Source organism: Acetonema longum DSM 6540 (genome assembly GCF_000219125.1).
GTDB classification, from domain to species: domain Bacteria; phylum Bacillota; class Negativicutes; order Sporomusales; family Acetonemataceae; genus Acetonema; species Acetonema longum.
Map to the genome: position 1 here is coordinate 12,599 of NZ_AFGF01000221.1, position 20,805 is coordinate 33,403.

Consider the following 20,805-nt stretch of genomic DNA (forward strand, 5'->3'; position numbering starts at 1 on the left):
CGAGACTATACAAGGCTTTTATGGATTATACGCGCAATTTAGCGCCAAAGGAGGCTTCCAACTGGTCAATAACCGAACGATAGTGCTGCTCAATTTCTTCATCGGTCAGGGTGCGGTCAGGAGCCCGAAAGGTCAGGGAGAACGCCAAACTGCGGAATCCGGACTGGATCTGCCCGCCGGTATATACATCAAATAAACGGACCGATTGCAATAAGTCACCACCGCTTTCCTGAATCTTTCTTGCCACATCCAGGGCTTCTACCGTATCCGGCAGAACAATGGCCAAATCCCTGGCGATAGCCGGAAAACGTGGGAGAGCCTGGTACCTTCCGATTAGGCGGGACGTATTGACAATAGCGCTGATATTGCACTCAAACATATAGACTTTGCGATTGAGATCGAACGCCTGCAGCACCTTCGGATGCACTTCCCCGACAAAGGCAAGATCAACGCCATTTTTACGCAAAACAGCGGTCTTGCCGGGATGCATGCCATAATGTTCTGTCACATCCACCTGATAGTCTGTAATACCAAGCCGGTCCAGCATGATTTCCAAGGTTCCCTTGGCGTCATAAAAATCTACTAAATCCTTGGCCTGACTCCACTCCGAACCATAGCGGCGTCCCATCAGCGCACCGCATAGCATGACCGGTTCCTGAGGCTGATTTTTGAGCGGCAGGGACGGCGGCAAATACACCGCACCAATTTCGTAAATTTTTAAATCTTCATTTTTACGGGATACATTGCGGCTAATGGTCTCCAAGATCCCCCCCATCAGGGTGGTTCTCAGCACCGGCAATTCTTCAGTAATCGGATTTAAAACCGGAATAAACCTCCGAAGCTCACTGTATTCCGGAATTTGCAATTTATCAAGAATTGCCGGATGCGTAAAGCTGAAGGATATCACTTCATGAAACCCCTGTCCGGCTAAAACATCCTGAATCACATCAATGATCTGCTGGCGATAACTTTGCTCGCCACGTTTTACATTGCCCGCCGGCGTTGTGGCCGCAATGTTGTCATAGCCGGTAATCCGGGCAACCTCCTCGCAGATATCAGCCAGACCGGTTACGTCCCCACGCCAGCTTGGTACCGTAACCAGAATGGAATCACCTTTTGTATCCACTTCAAATTCCAGGCGCTGCAGGATCCCCAGCATGGTATTTCTGTCAATGTCAGTTCCCAGGTACTCGTTAACCTGTTGTGGCGTAAACTCCACCTGTTTCGGCAACGCCAAACTGGGATACTGATCAATAACCGTGGGGCAGACTTTACAGGCCCCCATCTCCTCGAGGAGTTTTGCCGCCCTGTCAACTGCCCGGATCGTATTGACAGTATCCGTACCCCGTTCAAACCGTCCGGAAGCCTCGGAACGCAGTCCCAGCGCCCGAGATGCACGGCGAATGCTGACCGGATGAAAAGAAGCCGCTTCCAATAGAACGGTTTGAGTGTTAGCGGTTACCTCTGTAGCCAAACCACCCATCACTCCAGCTACTCCTACCGCCTGAAAGGCATCGGCGATAACCAGCATGTCCGGTGCCAATTCCCGCTTGGTTCCGTCCAGGGTCGTGATTTTTTCGCCGGGCTGAGCTTTGCGGACAATAATAGAATGTTTGGCCAGCAGGTTGTAATCATAGGCGTGCATAGGCTGCCCCAACTCCAGCATCACAAAGTTGGTAACATCGACGATATTGTTAATGGGACGCATGCCGGCCGCCCGAATCCGCTGCTGCATCCAGACCGGGGAAGGGCCGATTTTAACATCCTGCAGGAGCCTGGCGACAAAACGGGAGCACAGACCTGGCTCTTCAATAGTTACACTAGCCAAATTCACAGTCTTATCCCGGCCTGCTTCCCGCAGGTTGAGAATCGGTTTTTTCAGTGAACCTTTCGTTAAAACCGCCACTTCCCGCGCCAGCCCCAGCACACTGAAACAATCCGCCCGGTTAGCTGTCAGCTCAAACTCCAAGACCACATCATCCAGACCCAATACTTCCCTGATATCTTTCCCCACCGGGGTGTCGCCCGGCAAGGTTAGGATGCCATCCTTGGCATCCGGTGACAAGGTCTTCTTGTCCAGCTTCAATTCCTCAGCCGAACACAGCATTCCTGCAGAATCTATGCCGCGAAGGTTTGTATGCCCTATTTCCTTGCCGCCCGGCAGCTTCGCGCCAACCAAAGCCACCGGCACCACCTGTCCCTGACGGACGTTGGTGGCTCCGGTACAAATAGTGAGCGTTTGAGTTCCGGTATCCACTTTGACTACCACCAGTTTATCCGCATTGGGATGCGGGGCCACCTGTAGTATCTTTCCGGTTACAACCTGGCTGATCCCTTCTCCCAAATACTCAATATGTTCAACTGGCACGCCGGCCATAGTCAGCATATCCGCCAATTCTTGCGGCGTTTGTTCAAAATCCACATAATCTTTCAGCCATTGAATTGATGCGCGCATGTTCATCCCCCTTTCAAAATTATCTGCTAGAACTGGCGCAGGAACCGTATATCATTATCATAAAACAATCTCAGGTCATCAATGCCATACACCAGCATGGCAATCCGTTCAACCCCCATGCCAAAAGCGAAGCCGCTGACCTGCCTTGGATCGAAACCGCTCATCTCCAGAACATGGGGATGAACCATGCCTGATCCCAGTATCTCCAGCCAACCGGTGCCGGCGCAGCCGCGGCATCCCTTGCCGCCGCAGGAAGTACAAGACACATCGACTTCGGCGCTAGGCTCTGTAAAAGGAAAAAAACTAGGGCGCAGTCTCACTTTAGCATTTTTTCCGAACATTTCCTGCACAAATAACTGCAAAATTCCTTTTAGATCGGAAAAGCGCACGCCTTTATCTATGTACAATCCTTCCACCTGATGAAACATCGGAGAATGAGTCGCATCATAATCCCGACGATAGACCTTCCCCGGGGCAATAATTCGGATCGGCTGATTCGGCTCGGCAGCCTGCATGCTCCTGGCCTGAACCGGTGAAGTATGGGTTCTGAGCAATATATCCTCGGTTATGTAAAAAGAATCCTGCATGTCCCGTGCCGGATGGTCCTTGGGCAGGTTCAATGCCTCAAAATTATAATAATCCGTTTCCACTTCCGGTCCTTCCGCAATCTGAAAGCCCATCCGCATAAAAATACTCTTCATGTGATTTAACGTCAATGTGATCGGATGTCGATTCCCTAACTGGGTTTTCCGGCCCGGCAATGTGACGTCAATACGCTCGGAAGCCAACCGCCTTTCCAGTTCGATTTCTTTTAATTCATCACTGCGCTGATTGATGATTTGCTCCAACTCGACCCGGATTTCATTGACAATTTGTCCTATTACCGGACGCTCCTGGGGACTGAGCGCGCCCACTCCGCGCAAAACATTGGTCAAGCTTCCTTTTTTTCCTAGATATTTGACCTTAAGTTCATACAGCTCATCCAAATCAGCAGCCGTCCGAAACTCGGCCGCCGAAGCTTTTCGCAGCTCTTCTAATTCCTGTCTCATAGCTACCTCCTATATTGTAGACTCGGAAGACATTACTTTTCGGATTCCTTTTATTCGTATCTTTGCTTGAGTACCCGAAAAGTGATTTGTTTTCCTCCTAACCCCGCAATGCAAGCATCGCTCTAAAAATAAAAGACCTTCATCCCCAAGGGGCGAAAGTCTACTTTCGCGGTACCACCCAATTTTGGCGCCACATGCTCATTGATACCATTATCGCCGGTAAAACGCCACGCCTACACAGGAATCCCTTCAGCATGAATACTCAGGAGTGAACTTCTGTCAGACTGCTTTGGACTGCTCTCAGTCAACGGCAAATCCTTCCTGTGAAAACAGGGCTCCAACATACTCTCTCCGTCATCGTACCATTCTTTATTGAACCGTCAGACGACGGTATAATAAATAGACGGCAACAGATCCGGTAGCCTCAAACATTCTCCAAACGAAATCGGCGGTCAGCACTAAGACCACACCCCTCTGCCCACATTTTGGTTGCGGAACATCGTTAAAATTAGTATAGCATAACAAATAACAAATTACAAGCCGGCGTAGCGCTGCCGCACAGCATCATAAAGGATGACCGCCGCCGCCGAGGATACATTAAGAGATTCCGCCTTGCCTAAGAGAGGGATATGCACTTTTAAGAGACTTTCGTCCAACAGCCTTTGGCTGACTCCGTTTCCTTCATTACCGAACACTAACGCCAGGGAACCGGACAAATCAGTATTCCAGTACACGGTGGATTGTTCCAGCGATGTGGCTGCCAGCAAAATATCCTGCTGGCGGCAATATTGAATAACGTCTTCAGGGGTGATTCCCTGCAGCACCGGCAAATGAAAGATGGACCCCATACTGGCCCGGACCACTTTAGTCGAGTAGATATCCGCACAGCCGACAGTCAAAATGACACCGGAGCACCCGGCCGCATCGCCGGTTCGAATCAAGGCGCCAATATTGCCAGGATCCTGAACATTATCCAACACCAGCAAAAACGCTTTTGTCCGGGTTATCAAATCAGTCAATTGATATTGCCTGCTTCTGGCCACCAAAAGTATCCCCTGAGGCTGTTCCGTATCAGCCATCTTTTGAAAAATGTCATCTGATACCTTAACGACTCGGGTCCGGCTGCTCACGGACCGGACCAAATCTTGCGCCCGGGGATTCTGTTCGGCAGAAGCGGAAAGAATGCAAGCCTCCACAGGCCAGCCAGCTGCCGCCAGTTCTTCCGCCAGACGAATTCCTTCCGCCACAAACAATCCGGTTTGCTGGCGATATTTTTTTTGCGTCAGACAACTGACCATCTTAATCAAGGGATTATGAGGACTGGTAATAATTTCTGTCATACATTACTTTCCAATCTTTGAATTCCGGAAGTATCGCCAACCACAATCAGAATATCATTATCATTCATTTTCTCATCCGGCCGCGGCGAGACAATGAGTTGCTGACCTCGTTTGATCGCTACCACATTCACGCCGTATGTCGCCCGGAGATTGACCTCCGCTAGGCTTTGTCCGATAAACTTGCGGGGGATCCGAACCTCCACCAGTCCAAGATTCGGTGATAATTCCACATAATCAAGTACATTCGTCGAAACCAGATTATGCGCCACCCGCTGCCCCATATCCCGTTCCGGATACACAATCTTGTCCGCTCCAATTTTCTCCAGCATCTTCCCATGCAGTTCGTTGCGGGCTTTGGCGATAATATAGTGCACCCCCAGTTCCTTTACAACCAAGGTGGTCAATACATTAGCCTGAACGTCTTCCCCTATAGCCACTACCACCACGTCAAAATTACGGATTCCCAGCGCCTTTAAACTGTTGGCATCAGTCGTATCAGCAATAGCCACATGGGTTACTTCATCGGCAAATTTTTGTACAGTCTCTTCGTTGGAATCAATGGCCAGCACTTCGTAGCCCAGCTGATGCAACGTTTTGGCAACACTTGAACCGAACCGGCCCAGTCCGATTACGGCAAATTGCTTATCTTTCGCCATCTTACTTCACAATCCCCCTCTTCCAGCTTTCCTACTGATTTATCCAATGATTATTTTCCCCTCCGGATACTGAACCGGACTGCTTTTTTGCTTTTTCAGCGCCAACGCCAGTACCAGGGTCATCGGTCCGACCCGCCCGGCGAACATGGCGATCATAATACTGATCTTACCGGTATTGGTCAATTCTGGGGTGAGGCCGGTAGACAGGCCTGTCGTCCCCAGCGCCGAGACAACTTCAAATAAGATGAGAATAAAGGGGGCTTCTTCCGTCAGAGACAGAATGATACAAAACGAAACTACTAAACCAACCGCTATGGAAAAAATCGCAAAGGATTTATAGATAACCACATAGGGGATTTTTCGCTGAAATATCTCCACATCGGCTTTGCCCTGAATGAAGGCGCTGACAGCCATGACAATCACGGCAAAAGTAGTTGTTTTTATACCGCCGCCGGTCGAGGCAGGAGATGCCCCGATAAACATCAGCACGCAAAAATACAGCCAAGTCGCCTCATGCAACTGTTCGATATCAATCGTAGCATAGCCTGCACTGCGAACCGTCAGCGATTGGAACAGACTGGCCATGATCTTATCAAACCAGGCTAAGCCGCCCAGAGTATTTTCATTTGTGAATTCCAGCATAAACACGCCTAACGTACCGATGACAGTGAGAATAGCTGTGGTTACCAGGACAATCTTGGTGTGCAGAGAGCAACGGCTGAATTGTCTGCTTTCCCAGACATCGGAGATAACGGTGAAACCGACTCCGCCCAGCAGAATCAGGACCCCGACCGTCATATTTACGATAAAGTCTCCCACATAGCGAGTTAAGCTGGTAAAATTGCCAAACAGATCAAATCCCGCATTGCAGAAAGCCGATATTGCATGCCAGTAACCCATATATATCCCCATGATACCATAATCGTGATACAATCGTAAGGCTAATATGGTTCCCCCGACGAATTCAATCAACAGGGTAATTTTCACTATGTACAGCGTCAGTTTGACCAGACCCGACATGGATAATTGATTTAAAGCTTGCTGGATGATGACCCGTTCCCGCAGGCGAATTTTTTTTCCTATTAACAACGCCATGAGAGTGGTCATAGTCATAAGCCCTAATCCGCCCACCTGAACGAGAAAAATAATAACCGTCTGCCCAAACAAACTAAACTGGGTACCCGTATCAACTACGCTTAATCCGGTGATGCAAACAGCTGAGGTGGCGGTGAACAGGGCGTCAACAATGGAAATAGAATTCCCGCCGGCCAATGCCTGCGGCGTCATCAATAAAAGAGTGCCTAAGGCAATGAGGCCGGCGAAGCTGAGGACTAATACCTGATACGGGGTGAATTTCCAATCAGGCATATCGATGAAAAATGAAATCAACCTCCTCTGTTTTGAGGAATTCATCGGTACCACTCCATTACCAGCGAAATCAGACAGTATCATTATAATCCCCAATATAGTATACGTCCAGCTTCGCAAAAGAATTTCACGGGCTTTCCGTCCAAAGCTTAATTAGGACTGTTCCACAGTACGCAGTTATCCAATGATTATTTTTCCTTCTGGATACTGAACTACGCTTTTTTTGCGTTCCCTTAGCACCAAAGCCAGTATGATTGTCATAAGCCCAACCCGGCCGGCAAACATGGTGATTATGATTCCTATTTTACCAACAGGGGATAGTCCCGGCGTAATCCCGGTAGACAACCCCACTGTGCCAAACGCTGAAACTACCTCAAATAAAATGTTGATAAACGGGGTCTGTTCCGTAATCGACAATACCATACAAGCCAAAACAACCAAACCTGCTGCCATGAAAAAAACCGTAAACGCCTTATATGTAGTAACATGAGAAATTCTTCTTTCAAATATTTCCGCCTCAGTTTTTCCCCGGGTAAAGGCACCGATAGCCATAACAATAACGGCAAACGTCGATGTTTTAATACCGCCGCCGGTAGAGGCGGGAGAAGCTCCGATAAACATTAAGAAAATCATATACAGCCAAGTTGCCTGATTCATCTGACTAATATCAAGTGTATTATACCCTGCCGTACGGGTTGTTACAGACTGAAAGAAACTGGCAAGTAACTTGTCAACCCAGGATAAACTCCCCAATGTTTTCACATTTAATAATTCAAGAAAAAATATACCGATCGTGCCGGCGACCAAGAAAACCGCCGTAGTCATCAAGACGATCCTGGTGTGCAGTGAGCAGCGGCGGAAGCTGCTGGCGTCCCGAACATCAGAAATTACAGTGAAGCCGATACCACCAAGGATGATTAGGGAACAAACCGTCATGTTCACGGTGAAGTCTCCGACATAATGGGTTAGGCTGGAAAAATGCCCAAATAAATCGAAACCCGCATTGCAAAAGGACGATACTGCATGCCAGTAGCCCATATAAATACCCATGAGGCTATACTCATCATACCATCGTAAGGCCAATATCGTTCCTCCGATAAATTCGATACAAAGGGTAACCTTTATAATGTATGAAGTGAGCTTGACCACACCGGCCAGAGATAGCTGGTTTAACGCTTCTTGTATCACTAATCTCTCGCGCAGTCGGATCTTTTTCCCCGTTAATAACGCCATCAGAGTTGTCATAGTCATGATCCCTAATCCCCCCACCTGAATGAGAAAGATGATCACCATCTGGCCAAACAGGGTGAAATAAGTTCCTGTATCAACTACAACCAGTCCGGTGACGCAAACAGCCGAGGTTGCCGTAAACAAGGCATCTATGAAAGAAAGCGATTGGCCGCTGGCGGATGCCAGCGGCGTCATCAATAAAAAAGTTCCCAAAAAAATCAGAACGGCGAAACCAAGGACCAATATCTGATACGGCGTAAGTTTCCATTCTGACGTGTCGATTAGAGAACGAAGCAACGCCTGTTGCGTTGGCAATTTCATCGGTATCACTACTCCATTACCAGTTTAAAGATCAAGTCTAAATCAGTACCATTATAATCCTGAATATAATATACGTCCAGTCTTATAGAATTTTCTCAGGAAACCGTATGCTTCCTGAAAAAAAATCTACCCGCTGCCCAAGCGGCAGCGGGTAGATTTTTTTTCCCGACTATATCGCTTTCGAAATGCAGTCGAATGACAGCATATATTTTCTGACTGAATCCTTAACTGCCTTTTTTACAATCCCCATTAAGCTAATATAATTTGTGCCGGGGCTTTTCTCCAATACGGTCTTTAAGGTGTCCGCTGCGACGGATGATGCATCGGTCGCAACGTTAATCTTGGTTATACCGGTCTGAATCGATTGCCTGTATTCATCCCTGGTCAATTTTGCCCCACCGTGCATCACCAAAGGCACCGCCACTGCACCGGACAACTCGCTGAGACGCTGAATATTAACGTTGCCGTTGCCGCGACTGGAGCCATGATTATTGCTTACAGCGATAGCCAAGGCGTCAATTTGGGTTTTATGGGCAAATTCAGCAGCCATTTCCGGTGTAACCATCGAATCGGGATGAGAGGCGTTTGGTCCCTCAAAAGAATCAATAAAGCCCAATTCTCCCTCAACTGACATATCAAGAGAATGGGCTATACGTGTGATTTCTTTTGTTCTTTTTAGATTTTCGGCATATGCCAGGGAGGACCCGTCATACATGATAGAAGTAAAACCCCACCGAATCGCCTTCATCATGCCTTCATAGCTGTATCCATGGTCTAAGTGCAGAGCAATGGGCACAGAGGATTTTTGAGCCGCCTTTACCATAGCTGCTGCCAGCGTGTCAGCATCAACAAATTTTAGCAGTCTCTCCGGAATACCAAGCACCAGGGGGGATTTTAATTCTTCAGCCACTTCGACCACTGCCCCCAGTGTCTCGAGGTTAAAGACGTTAAATCCACCGACTGCGTACTTACGCTTCCGCGCATTTTGAAGCACTTCCCGCATTGTAACCAAGGCCAAGGGTATCTCCTCCTTTATTATTTTTTCCTTCCCATTTCTACCTCATACATCTCAGTCTCATGTTATATACTATTCGCGCTAGCTTAATAAAAACCTGCGAAAAAGCGAAAAAATATTGTCAAATTTCTTAATTGATAAAAAATTCTGCATTATTTTTCAATCCTTTGTCCAGATTATTTCCAAATTTCACTGGACTATACAAAAATTCTAAATTAAAAGAAGCCTCCCTGCCAGAGGGAAGCTTCCTTATAAAAAATTAATGTAATTGTTGCTTGGCAGTGGCAACCAATTGTGCAAATGCCTTCATATCATTCACAGCCATATCCGCCAGCATTTTACGGTTTACTTCAATACCGGCTTTTTTGAGACCGTTCATAAATTGACTGTAGGAGATCTGATTCATTCTGGCAGCCGCATTGATACGGGCAATCCAGAGCTTACGGAAATCGCGTTTTTTGGCCCGGCGGTCACGACGCGCATAGTAAAGCGCCTTCATAACCGTTTCATTGGCCTTTTTGAACAAAGTGCTCTTAGAACCTCTATACCCCTTGGCCAGTTTTAAAATTTTCTTATGACGTCTATGTGCAGTCACGCCTTTTTTTACTCTTGGCATGGACGATTCCTCCCTCTTGATCTATGACTGTATTTTAAGCGTAAGGTAACATTTTGGATACGCGTTCATAGTCGGATTTACTGACTAAGCCGGCTTTGCGCAGATTGCGTTTACGACCGGGGGATTTTTTCTCCAGAATGTGCCTTTTGAAAGCTTTGGAACGTTTGAATTCACCGGCGCCGGTTTTTGTGAACCGCTTAGCAGCGGAACGACGGGTTTTAATCTTCGGCATTGCGATTTCCTCCTTAAAGTGCGTTAATTATGTGCTTTCGGTGCTACTATCATAATCATATTTTTCCCTTCAAGCTTCGGTTCGCGCTCAACGGTCACCGCATCTTTTAATTCCTCGGCCATCCGGAGCAGAACCTCTCTGCCCAGTTCCGGATGGGTCAGTTCGCGGCCGCGGAACATGATCGTCACTTTTACTTTATCGCCGTCGGCAATAAAGCGCTGCGCGTTCTTCAGTTTGACATGGAAATCATGATCTTCGATGTTAGGCCGTAATTTTACCTCTTTAACGGAAACTACCTTTTGTTTCTTCTTGACTTCTTTTTCACGTTTCTGCTGCTCAAACCTAAACTTGCCAAAATCCATAATACGGCAAACCGGCGGTTTGGCAGTAGGGGCTACCTCGACCAAATCCAGCTGTTGTTCGCCGGCCAGACGCAATGCATCCCTTAGGGTCATAACCCCTAATTGTTCATTCGTGCTGCTGACTAGACGAACTTCCCTCGCCCGGATTTCTTCGTTCACCTTTAATTGCTCTTTGCTAATTGCTATTCACCTCCAACAGATTCAGACACAACAAAAAGCGGATGGCATACGCCACCCGCAAAAAATAGCACTGTACATGCTAATCCGAAACCTTACGAACTGCCTTGAACGGCGTTGTAGGGTGAGAAGCGGATGGCTTCTGCTTACACTATGATGAGTACTGTTATATATTAACACCAACCGGAAGAAAATGCAAGGTCTGATCTCTATTTATTTTTATTATCTCATTCCAGTTTCATTTCATTGCTGTTTTGTTTTGATTTCGTTCAGGAGCTGCTCAATGAACCGGTCGACTTCCATAGCTCCCAGCTCTCCCTGACTGCGTTTTCTCACGGCAACCTGGCCGGTTTCGGCCTCCTTGTCACCAACCACCAACAAATAAGGCACTTTCTCTACCTGGCCTTCACGAATTTTATAACCGATTTTCTCATTACGGGCGTCAACCTCTGCCCGGATTTCTTTTTCCTGCATTTTCCCTGCCAACTTCAAGGCATAATCCAGATGACGGTCGGAAATTGGCAGGATTTTGACCTGAACCGGTGCCAGCCAGGCGGGAAAAGCTCCGGCAAAGTGTTCAATGAGAATACCGATGAAGCGTTCTATACTGCCGTAAGCCACCCGGTGAATCATGACCGGCCTGTGTTTTTGTCCATCTTCACCCACATAGGTAAGGTCGAATTTTTCCGGCATCTGCATATCCAGCTGTATGGTTCCACACTGCCAGGTACGACCGATAGAGTCTTTCAAATGAAAATCAATTTTCGGGCCATAGAAAGCGCCGTCTCCTTCATTAATCTTATAGGGCAGGCCAAAGTCCTCCATAGCTTCTTTCAAAGCGTTGGTGGCGATCTCCCAGGTTTCATCCGACCCCATGGCCTTTTCCGGCTTTGTACTCAATTCGGCGTGATAAGATAAGCCAAAGACGCCATAAACGGTATCAAACAGCTTAATAACGCCCTGAATTTCATCTTTGACCTGGGACGGCAGCATGAAAATATGAGCATCATCCTGCGTAAAGCTCCTTACCCGCATCAGGCCGTGCAGAGCGCCGGATATCTCGTGACGGTGCACCAACCCTAGTTCGGCGATTCGCAAAGGCAGGTCCCGATAACTATGATGCTGCGTGCGGTAGACCAACATGCCGCCGGGACAGTTCATTGGCTTCACCGCATAGCCTTCTTCATCAATGGTGGTAAAATACATGTTTTCCCGGTAATGATCCCAGTGACCGGACTGTTGCCACAGTTTTTGATGCAGGATAATCGGGGTTTTGATTTCGTGATAGCCGTAATGAGTGTGTAGTTTACGCCAAAAATTTTCCAGTTCATTGCGGATCACCATTCCCTTGGGATGGAAAAAAGGGAATCCCGGGCCTTCCTCCTGAATACTGAATAGGTCCAATTCACGGCCCAGCTTGCGATGGTCCCGTTTCGCCGCTTCTTCCAGCATATTCAGATATTCACCCAGTTCCGCTTTCTTTTCAAAAGCCGTCCCATAGATCCGCTGCAGCATTTTATTTTTTTGATCGCCTCGCCAGTAGGCTCCGGCCAGATTCTGAAGTTTCAGAGCCTTCACTTTACCGGTAGAAGGAACATGAGGTCCGGCGCACAAGTCAACGAATTCTCCCTGGCGATACAGAGAAATGACCGAATCCCCCGGCAGATCTCGAATCAATTCTTCTTTGTAGCTTTCCTGCTGTTCGCCAAACAGGCGCAAGGCCTCTTCGCGGCTGACTTCCATCCGCTCAATCGGCAGATCTTCCTTCACGATTTCTTCCATTTCGGCCTGAATTTTCTCCAGGTCCTCCGGCGTAAAGGTATGAGCCGAATCAATATCATAGTAAAATCCATTGGCAATAGCCGGACCAATGGCCAGTTTAGATCCCGGATACAGACGTTTCACCGCCTGGGCCATAATGTGGGAGGCGCTGTGACGTAAGGCATCTTTGCCTTCCGGATTTTCAAAAGTCAAAAACTCCACTTTGGCATCTTCCACCAGAGACGCGGCCAAATCAACCAAACGCCCGTTTACCCTGGCGATCAAAGCGCTTTTGGCCAAACCTCTGCCAATCGCTTCCGCCACGTTGAACAATTTCGTTCCCCCATCTGCCTCCCGGACAGATCCGTCTTTCAAAATAACCTGTACTTTACCCATGGATAACATCCTCCTCAAACTGGTGAGATACATTTGAAAAATAAAAAAACCCTCATCCCAAGGACGAGAGTTACCCGCGGTTCCACCCTGATTAATTCATAAGAATCATCTTAATGATTTCGCTAACGGCAATCACACCGGCACGGCCTACTGTCAGTTCGACCGGGCAGTTTGGAGGCGGTAACAGTTGAGATGCATAAACCCGCTTACAGCCAGCGACGGGCTCTCTCTGTAATGTATGTTGCAACTGTCATGTCCTCTGCATCACTATTTGTATATTTAATACATGTTATATATTATTCACATTATATCTTTGTTTCTGTCATGTGTCAACAGGATTAGATCCACTCTTCCGGTTAGGGGTCAAATCAACATTACAAATCCGGCACCCGTCGCAGACAAAAACGCGTTCGGTAAAGACCTCCTGGACAGTGGCAACCAATTCCTTATTTTTCACTTTACTAGCAAAGTGAAAAATAATCATCTGCGGGGCCACGGTAATCAGAGCGCTCATCAACAAGTCCTGGTCATGGGTTCCGTCCTGGGTGTTCACCGTGAATTGTTCTCCGTCCTGATCGTTAAGTATTTCTCCGTCTGCATCAAAAATATACACCACATTATTTTTATCCACTACCACATGCACTTCGCCAAAACGCGGTTCCTGCATACTGACAAAATAGCGCAGAATGCGGATAAATTCCTGATATTCCACATCTGACATAAATTCATCCACTGCCTGTTCCACCGCCGAAGCCAGCAACTGCCGGTACTCTTTCAGCCGGAACCGGATAAATCCATCTAATACCATCTCGTTATGACCGTTCAGATAGTCCAGCATTTTTGTAAAGATGCGGCTGCGACGAACCGTCAGACTATACTCCGTCATAATACGATCATTATGTAGAATGTCAAAGACCTTCGTAATGATCTGATTCTGCTCTTCACCGCTAAAATATTCATAATCCTGGCGGAGAATATCGTGCACGATATTCTTTTCTTCGCGAATAATAATCATGTCTGATAAAATCTGCGCTATATATACCTTTAACAGGTTCTTGACCCGCTCATAACTGCGGTAAGAAATCTCTCCGTCCGGTATGTTGCACGATAAAAACGTATAACCGCCCAATTGCAGTTCATCCACGGACAGTTTGCACCCTTCACGGGCGAATATATTACAATCCTGCTGCAACTTTTGTCGAATCTCCTCGGTTGTGCCCGTCATGCCCAGAGAAAGCAATTTCATTGTCTTCACCTCTCTTGCTGCTATTATATGTGTGACAGCAATGTCGCATACAAGGTAAACCAGTCCATAAATACAGCATTATTTTGTAGCAGAAAAGACAAACCGGTAATTCCTTGTCCATGGCGTACCGTAAAGACAGACATGCTATGATTTATTCTGCCACAATGCTCCATTTGCTATTCATGCTGAAAGCCGCACGAGCAAAAAAATAAAAGAAGCCGAAAACGCAAAAACTTTCAGCTTCTTTTATGAACTTGTGTACGGCATCGAATCTGGAACCGTTCAAAAAGATCAGATGCTTGGTAAGAGCAACGCCTGCGTTGCCGTACCAGTGAAGAATTTAGGTGGTTTTTCGGCTTATGAGAAATCGGCCGCTACTAGCTATCTCCCGAAAAGTCATACATTCTGATACAGTGGTGAGACTGTGCATTTGCAGGGTACGCCGATACGAGAAAGATGCGGAGCATTGTGAGATCAGGCAGAAAACAAATCACTTTTCGGTGTAGTCACAGCAAAATAAACTACTGCATTCGAAACAGAAAAGGGATGTTTTCTGAACGAGCGCGCCCGCAGGAGAAACGACTCAGATGGGCCTTTTTCAACGGTTCCCTTGGCGTTTAATATCTGATGCATGCAGCTGCACCAGGGATTGACCTTGCCACTCATTGATTTCCGGGAAAAAAGTAGCGGCAATGAAACTGTTGACCGGCAATGAAGCAGCCAGTTCCCCTTGGTTCCAAAATACAATCTCGCCGGCGCATTTATTGTGAAGCACCTTCAGCTTCAGATGCTTGCGGTCCTTTCCCAAAACTCGCACATCCGTAATGACCATATCGCGGCAGGCTAGTACCGGAGCCGGATTTCCCGGCCCGAACGGCGCCAGTATGTTCAGCTTTTCGATAAAGGCAAGGCTGATATCGTTAAGCTGGACGGGGATATCAATAGCAACCACAGGCAGGTAGTCTGCTTCGGTCAATAACTGATTGGCGCGTGCATTCAACCGACGGCGCAATTCGCCTATGTTTTCCGGCAGGATGGAGAATCCGGCAGCGGCGGCATGTCCGCCGAATTTGACCAGAATATCACGGCAGCTATCCAGGGCTTCAAACATATTGAATCCTTTAATACTGCGGCAGGATCCCCGCCCCATACCATCCTCCACACTGATCATAACCGTAGGCCGGTAGTATTTATCCAGAATGCGGGATGCGGCAATGCCAATCACGCCGTGATGCCAGTGTTCACCGGCAATGACCAGAACCTTCTCTGCCGCCAGATCCATTTGAGCCACGACAGCATCAGCCTGCAAACGGATATTTTCCTCGATCTGGCGCCGGGCCAGATTTTCGGTCTCCAGCTGCTGTGCCAAAAAGGCGGCCCGTTCCGCATCTTTAGTGGTCAAAAGCTCCACCGCCGACAGGGCGTGACTTAACCTTCCCGCGGCATTGATCCTGGGACCAATGCCAAAGCCGATGTTGCCGGCATTTACTTTCCCCTTGATCCCGCTGACCTGCAATAAAGCTTTTAAGCCGGTGTTGGCGGTAGCGGCAATCTGCTTTAATCCTTCTTTCACCAAAACCCTGTTTTCACCCAAAAGCGGCACTACATCCGCTACCGTGCCAACGGCAACTAAGTCCAGGTATGTATACAATTCAGCGTTGGGCTTGCCCAAACGCTGCCACAGGCCCTGGCAGAGTTTAAACGCTACCCCGACTCCTGCCAGTTGCTTATGGGGAAAAGGACAGTCCCGCTGCTTGGGGTTCAGAATGGAATGCGCCGTCGGCAGCGCCTCCCCCGGCTCATGGTGATCTGTGATGATGATATCATAGAAATTTCGCGCCTTTTCCACTTCAGCAATAGCCGAAATGCCGCAATCCACCGTAATAACAAGCTGCGTACCGTCCCCACGAAGTTTCTCCAGGGCAATGTCATTTAAGCCATACCCTTCGCCAAACCGTTCAGGGATATAGTAAGCCACCTGTGCCCCGAGAGATGTCAGCACCAGATATAAAAGCGACGTGGCAGTAATACCGTCCACATCGTAATCCCCATAAATTGTAATTTTCTCCTGTTGTTGAACGGCCCGGACCACCCGATCCAAGGCCCGGTCCATATCCTTCATGAGCCCGGGGTCGACCAGTCGGTCCCATCCGGCTTCTAAAAAATAAACGGCATCCTCAACCGTACTGACCCCACGATTAATGAGTATCTGAGCGATGATCTCCGGTATATCCAGTTTTCCCGTCAGCTCTTTCCGCAACTCATCCTGCAGAGGAGCCACTTTCCAGACACAGCGTCCACTCAAAACTGATTCCGCCTCTCCCACAAGAGCGCATCTTATTATTCTACGCCCAAGATTTTATGTAGCTGTATACCGACACGCAGCTTTAATTCAGGATATTCCACAACCATCTTATATGCCTTACGGGCTGATTCCGGGCGGCAGCTTTCGATCTGCAAATAAACATGTCCCGGAGGGACCCGGTCCGCCGCGATATCGGTTACTGACAGCCTGTCATCCACAACATACTTCAACTCATTGGGACGGCAGTTTATAGCGTAATTGCTGCCAGGCTTCGGAGATGCCGTAACCCAGTCAATATCCCATTCCGCCGGAATCGGATTCGTTCCATTGGTTTCGATAGCCACCCGCTTATCCAGCTTATGAATCGCCGTCACTAAAGGCTGCAGGTTATATAACGTCGGTTCCCCGCCGGTTATAACAACCAAAGGCTGCGTCAGGGAACATTCCTGCAGCAATTCATTCACTGTGAGCCGGCGGGCCCTGTCCACATCAAAGGAATGGGTCGTATCGCACCAGGCGCAGCGAAGATTGCATCCGGCCAGCCGGATGAACGTTGCTCCCATGCCCATGAAGGTCCCTTCGCCCTGAATACCTGCAAAAGTCTCCACAAAAGGATAGGTTATGAGTTCCATCTGCCCACCTCCACGCAGGAAGTGGGAGATTCCCAGAGGGTGATTTTCTCCACTGAAACGCCCTGAGCCAACAGCCGCCGCGCCAGCAGGTCGTAAAAGTGCCTGGCCATATTTTCCGAGGTGGTGCGAAAGGAGAATACTTCGTTGAGAAGTTTATGGTCCACCTTGTCAATAATCTCTTCCTGGACGATCTGTTTTAAATCGCCAAAATCTATAACCATACCGTTTCCCGAATCGTCGGTGAGAACGCCGTCATCATTACGGGCCACTGTTACTTCCAGCCGGTATGTATGTCCGTGCATATTGGCGCATTTTCCTTTATGCCCCGGCAGACAATGGGCTGCATCAAAGGTAAATATTTTGGTAGCTCGAATCGAAATCTTCTTCATTTTCTACTTGCCTTTCTGTTCCAAGTATTGTACTAATCCCTTATTTCGCAATTGGCAGGCAGGACACTCACCGCAGCCGTCACCCATGATTCCATTATAGCAAGTCAGAGTGTTCTTGCGTACATACTCTAGCCTGCCTAACTGGTCGGCCATAGCCCAGGTCTGAGCTTTATTGATCCACATCAAAGGCGTATGCAGGACAAACTGATAATCCATCGCCAGATTTAAGGTCACATTCAGGGACTTTACAAACATATCGCGGCAATCCGGATAGCCGCTGAAATCTGTCTCGCACACCCCGGTAATGATATGCCGCAATCCTTTTTGTTTGGCGGCTATAGCGGCAAAGGACAGAAACAGCAGATTCCTGCCGTCAACAAAGGTAGACGGCAGCGTCCCCCCTGCCCCGGCTTTGACCTCAATTTCGCTGCGAGTGAGAGCGTTAGCCGTTAACTGGTTTAATAAAGCCATATCCAGAATGGTCTGTTCTACCCCTAAATCGCGGCAAATCTCTTGAGCGCACTCTATTTCAGCCTTGTGACGCTGATTATAGTTAAAGGTAATGGCTGTCACCGGCTGAAACCGCTCCATCGCCCAGAATAAACAGGTAGTGCTGTCCTGGCCGCCGCTGAATACCACCATAGCGCCTTCATGTTTTGTATTGGCCATAAAAAAACCTCCTCAGGGCTCTAAATCCTTTTCATTATAGCAAATCCCGCCGGCAAAGCAAAGCGGGACATACAGCTTGCAGTCCCGCTTCAGTCTCGTTTTTCTCTCATTCTACTTGCTATAGGCTTCCAGATAATTTGAGCCGAGCTGCTCATACATCTCCAGGCGCCGGATTACTTCGGCACGCTGTGAAGAGGTGATTTCAGAGAAGCTGTTGTTTCCGATAGCTTCGGTAACAATACTTTGAATTTGGAATGAACAATAGCCTAAAAAAGTCAATCTTTTTAAAAGCCGCTTCATTTGCTGATCCATGGCGATTCCTCCATCTCCTTTTGTCTGGCGCAGCACTCTATCAGAGACTGCCGACCGCTAATATTGCCTTTCAACTACGCCAACTCACACATAAGGATAGAACTGCCGGTTGGCTGCCTTACCTAGTGAGACATTGCGATGTGCCTCTCAGGAGTTAGAGCATAAAAACTAAGGCATAATCAAGATATTCCTGCTGTTAATAAAATATTACTATTCCTTAAAGAAGTTCCTATTGATAGCCTTAAAGTAAGAATTTTCATGCTATTGATTTTTTTAAGGCAAATAACTATAAAAGGCTTGCGGCTAAAATCCTGGGCCTTCAATGGATAAATACTTATTGCCTTTTATTAAATATCATGCTATACTTAATAAGATAACGTACCAGTTATATTATTAAGAATGAGTAGTCAATCTCCTTCCATATGATTTCATTGGTATAAAGTCGAAGGTAATGCGGCTGACAACTTTATGTTGTAATTACCAAATTGAACAGATGGAGGATAAAAAGTGAATCAGCAGATTAGCAGGCTAATTAAAAAGCTGTCTTTTTTAGGTTATGGTTCGTTCACAATCACTTCTATTATTAAAGAAATTGTGTTCACTGATAACCTGGAAGCAATAAGTCCAACTACCCAACTTAAACTTATTGAACACCTTGAAATGTATGAACAGCTTGGAACAGACTTTTTGCAAGCATACAGTAAATAACGAAAACGAGGCGCGGGGAAATCCGTCCTCGTTTTTTATTTTACATTCAGATTCCATCTTGCGACGGACACTCTTGCTGTCGGCTAACAGTAGGCGCTCGCCAGTCCCCGTTCAGGGCTTTCACCCCGGAGATAACGCCAAAATCGGTCTGTTGGTCAAGGGCGGGCAAAATCTGACATAAAAAAGGTCCCGCATTCCTGCGGAACCTTGAATTTACTGGTGGGGTTAAACGGACTCGAACCGCTGGCCTCTTCGATGTCAACGAAGCGCTCTAACCAACTGAGCTATAACCCCTTTGCACAAAAAATATTATATTATACTACAGTAAAAAAGTCAAGCAACTAGTTACAAACAACTAATATAAGATATTATTGGCGATAACTAGACGCTGAATTTGATTGGTGCCTTCGTAAATCTGCATAATCTTGGCGTCGCGCATGTATTTCTCGGCGGGGTATTCTTTGGAATAGCCGTAACCGCCAAGGACCTGCACTGCATCGGTAGTTACTTTCATAGCGGTGTCAGCTGCGAAACATTTGGCGATAGCGGATTCTTTGGAATACTCCACGTTTTGGTCTTTCAGCCAGCAAGCTTTATAAACCAAAAGGCGGGCCGCTTCAAGCTGCATGGCCATATCGGCGATCATGCCTTGTACTAGTTGGAACGAGGCGATGGGTTTGCCGAATTGCTGGCGCTCTTTGGAATATTTCACGGCAATATCGAAAGCAGCCTGGGTGAGACCAAGCGATACGGCACCTACGAAAGGGCGGGCGGCGTCCAAGGTTTTCATGGCAATTTTGAAGCCTTCACCTTCACGGCCGATACGGTTGGTTGCCGGAATACGGACATTGTCAAGGACCAATTCACAGGTATTAGAGGCACGAATGCCCATTTTTTCTTCTTCTTTGCCGATCGAGAAGCCTGGGGTAGTGCGTTCAACAATAAAGGCGGTCAGGCCGCGGATACCGGCCGATTTGCGGGTATTGGCGAAAATAACATATACATCAGCGATGCCGCCATTGGTAATAAAGCACTTGGTTCCGTTTAATATGTAATGGTCACCGTCTTTGGTCGCGGTAGTAGCCACCGCACCGGCGTCAGAACCCGCTCCAGGCTCGGTCAGGGCAAATGCCGCCAGTTTGCCGTCGGTAATATAGCTATAGAACAATTCTTTTTGCTCATGAGTGCCGGCTACTACCAGAGGATACGATGCCAGCGCATTGGCGGCGGCTGAGGTGGCAACGCCGGCGCAACCCTTGCCCAGTTCTTCATAAACGAAAGCGATAGAAAGAGCATCAACGCCAGGACCGCCATATTCTTCCGGCACGGTGATGTCCAGGATGCCTGCCTCGAACATTTTTTTAACCAAACCGGGCCTCATATGCCCTTCGTGGTCCATTTGCAGTGCATAAGGCGTAATTTCCTTCGCAACAAACTCTTGGGTCATCTTTTTCAGAGCCAGTTGATCGGGAGTAAAATTAAAATCCATACTTCTCCTCCTATTTTCAATTGGTAGTAATAGCTTATACCTTATAAGGGCGTTCATGCGATAAAAGAAAAATGCCC

Annotated in this window: 19 protein-coding genes and 1 tRNA gene; 1 reads left to right on the forward strand and 19 read right to left on the reverse strand. The window is 47.7% G+C overall.

All coding sequences use genetic code 11. The features are described from left to right. Positions 1-25: 25 nt before the first annotated feature. The 17 genes from pheT to ALO_RS17285 all read right to left on the reverse strand — a co-directional run bounded on the left by pheT (position 26) and on the right by ALO_RS17285 (position 18,531). Positions 26-2,455: a phenylalanine--tRNA ligase subunit beta gene (gene pheT, locus ALO_RS17205; protein WP_004098614.1), complete on the reverse strand. Its 2,430-nt coding sequence runs from the start codon at positions 2,453-2,455 to the stop codon at positions 26-28. A 26-nt stretch (positions 2,456-2,481) separates the two neighbouring features. Next, positions 2,482-3,504 (reverse strand): phenylalanine--tRNA ligase subunit alpha, encoded by a 1,023-nt coding sequence (pheS, locus tag ALO_RS17210; protein ID WP_004098616.1) that lies wholly within the window; start codon positions 3,502-3,504, stop codon positions 2,482-2,484. Positions 3,505-4,037: 533 nt separating this feature from the next. Beyond that, positions 4,038-4,844 carry a TrmH family RNA methyltransferase gene (locus tag ALO_RS17215; RefSeq protein ID WP_004098618.1) on the reverse strand — a complete coding sequence of 269 codons (807 nt, stop codon included), beginning with the start codon at positions 4,842-4,844 and terminating at the stop codon, positions 4,038-4,040. Further along, the gene (locus tag ALO_RS17220) at positions 4,841-5,500 is read right to left on the reverse strand and encodes a potassium channel family protein (RefSeq protein WP_004098620.1); all 660 of its coding nucleotides are present in this window, start codon (positions 5,498-5,500) and stop codon (positions 4,841-4,843) included. Before ALO_RS17220 ends, ALO_RS17215 begins: the two co-directional genes overlap by 4 nt. A 39-nt stretch (positions 5,501-5,539) precedes the next feature. Then, positions 5,540-6,913 carry a TrkH family potassium uptake protein gene (locus tag ALO_RS17225; protein WP_040293770.1) on the reverse strand — a complete coding sequence of 458 codons (1,374 nt, stop codon included), beginning with the start codon at positions 6,911-6,913 and terminating at the stop codon, positions 5,540-5,542. Between the two features lie 132 nt (positions 6,914-7,045). After that, positions 7,046-8,419 (reverse strand): TrkH family potassium uptake protein, encoded by a 1,374-nt coding sequence (locus ALO_RS17230; protein WP_004098623.1) that lies wholly within the window; start codon positions 8,417-8,419, stop codon positions 7,046-7,048. A gap of 169 nt (positions 8,420-8,588) precedes the next feature. After that, complete coding sequence (locus ALO_RS17235; RefSeq protein ID WP_004098624.1) at positions 8,589-9,437, reverse strand: class II fructose-bisphosphate aldolase; 849 nt, start codon at positions 9,435-9,437, stop codon at positions 8,589-8,591. Positions 9,438-9,693: 256 nt separating this feature from the next. Next, on the reverse strand, positions 9,694-10,050 hold the full coding sequence (gene rplT / locus ALO_RS17240; RefSeq protein ID WP_004098625.1) for a 50S ribosomal protein L20: 357 nt from the start codon (positions 10,048-10,050) through the stop codon (positions 9,694-9,696). A gap of 34 nt (positions 10,051-10,084) precedes the next feature. Then, positions 10,085-10,282 carry a 50S ribosomal protein L35 gene (gene rpmI, locus ALO_RS17245; protein WP_004098633.1) on the reverse strand — a complete coding sequence of 66 codons (198 nt, stop codon included), beginning with the start codon at positions 10,280-10,282 and terminating at the stop codon, positions 10,085-10,087. A 23-nt stretch (positions 10,283-10,305) separates the two neighbouring features. Then, the gene (infC, locus tag ALO_RS17250; RefSeq protein ID WP_040293771.1) at positions 10,306-10,830 is read right to left on the reverse strand and encodes a translation initiation factor IF-3; all 525 of its coding nucleotides are present in this window, start codon (positions 10,828-10,830) and stop codon (positions 10,306-10,308) included. Positions 10,831-11,064: 234 nt separating this feature from the next. Continuing rightward, the gene (gene thrS, locus ALO_RS17255; RefSeq protein WP_004098639.1) at positions 11,065-12,978 is read right to left on the reverse strand and encodes a threonine--tRNA ligase; all 1,914 of its coding nucleotides are present in this window, start codon (positions 12,976-12,978) and stop codon (positions 11,065-11,067) included. Positions 12,979-13,300: 322 nt separating this feature from the next. Further along, entirely contained in the window at positions 13,301-14,224 is a 924-nt protein-coding gene (gene ytxC / locus ALO_RS17260) for a putative sporulation protein YtxC (RefSeq protein ID WP_004098641.1), read from the reverse strand. Between the two features lie 598 nt (positions 14,225-14,822). Continuing rightward, complete coding sequence (gene recJ, locus ALO_RS17265; protein WP_004098643.1) at positions 14,823-16,529, reverse strand: single-stranded-DNA-specific exonuclease RecJ; 1,707 nt, start codon at positions 16,527-16,529, stop codon at positions 14,823-14,825. A gap of 35 nt (positions 16,530-16,564) precedes the next feature. After that, positions 16,565-17,161 (reverse strand): 7-carboxy-7-deazaguanine synthase QueE, encoded by a 597-nt coding sequence (locus tag ALO_RS17270; RefSeq protein WP_004098645.1) that lies wholly within the window; start codon positions 17,159-17,161, stop codon positions 16,565-16,567. Further along, entirely contained in the window at positions 17,149-17,535 is a 387-nt protein-coding gene (queD, locus tag ALO_RS17275) for a 6-carboxytetrahydropterin synthase QueD (RefSeq protein ID WP_040293778.1), read from the reverse strand. Before queD ends, ALO_RS17270 begins: the two co-directional genes overlap by 13 nt. 18 nt (positions 17,536-17,553) lie before the next feature. Next, positions 17,554-18,219, reverse strand: a complete 666-nt coding sequence (gene queC, locus ALO_RS17280; RefSeq protein WP_004098649.1) for a 7-cyano-7-deazaguanine synthase QueC — start codon at positions 18,217-18,219, stop codon at positions 17,554-17,556. A 111-nt stretch (positions 18,220-18,330) separates the two neighbouring features. Continuing rightward, on the reverse strand, positions 18,331-18,531 hold the full coding sequence (locus ALO_RS17285; RefSeq protein ID WP_004098651.1) for a hypothetical protein: 201 nt from the start codon (positions 18,529-18,531) through the stop codon (positions 18,331-18,333). 507 nt (positions 18,532-19,038) lie between these two features. On the opposite strand from ALO_RS17285, the gene ALO_RS17290 reads away from it, so the two are divergent. Continuing rightward, a complete protein-coding gene (locus tag ALO_RS17290) occupies positions 19,039-19,239 on the forward strand; it encodes a hypothetical protein (protein ID WP_004098654.1) in 201 nt (66 codons plus the stop codon). Between the two features lie 217 nt (positions 19,240-19,456). On the opposite strand, the gene ALO_RS17295 is transcribed toward ALO_RS17290, so the two are convergent. Both ALO_RS17295 and ALO_RS17300 read right to left on the reverse strand, forming a co-directional pair. Next, positions 19,457-19,533, reverse strand: a tRNA-Val gene (locus ALO_RS17295). A gap of 61 nt (positions 19,534-19,594) precedes the next feature. Beyond that, positions 19,595-20,728, reverse strand: coding sequence for an acyl-CoA dehydrogenase family protein (locus tag ALO_RS17300; protein WP_004098655.1), 1,134 nt, complete (start codon positions 20,726-20,728; stop codon positions 19,595-19,597). Between the last annotated feature and the right edge of the window lie 77 nt (positions 20,729-20,805).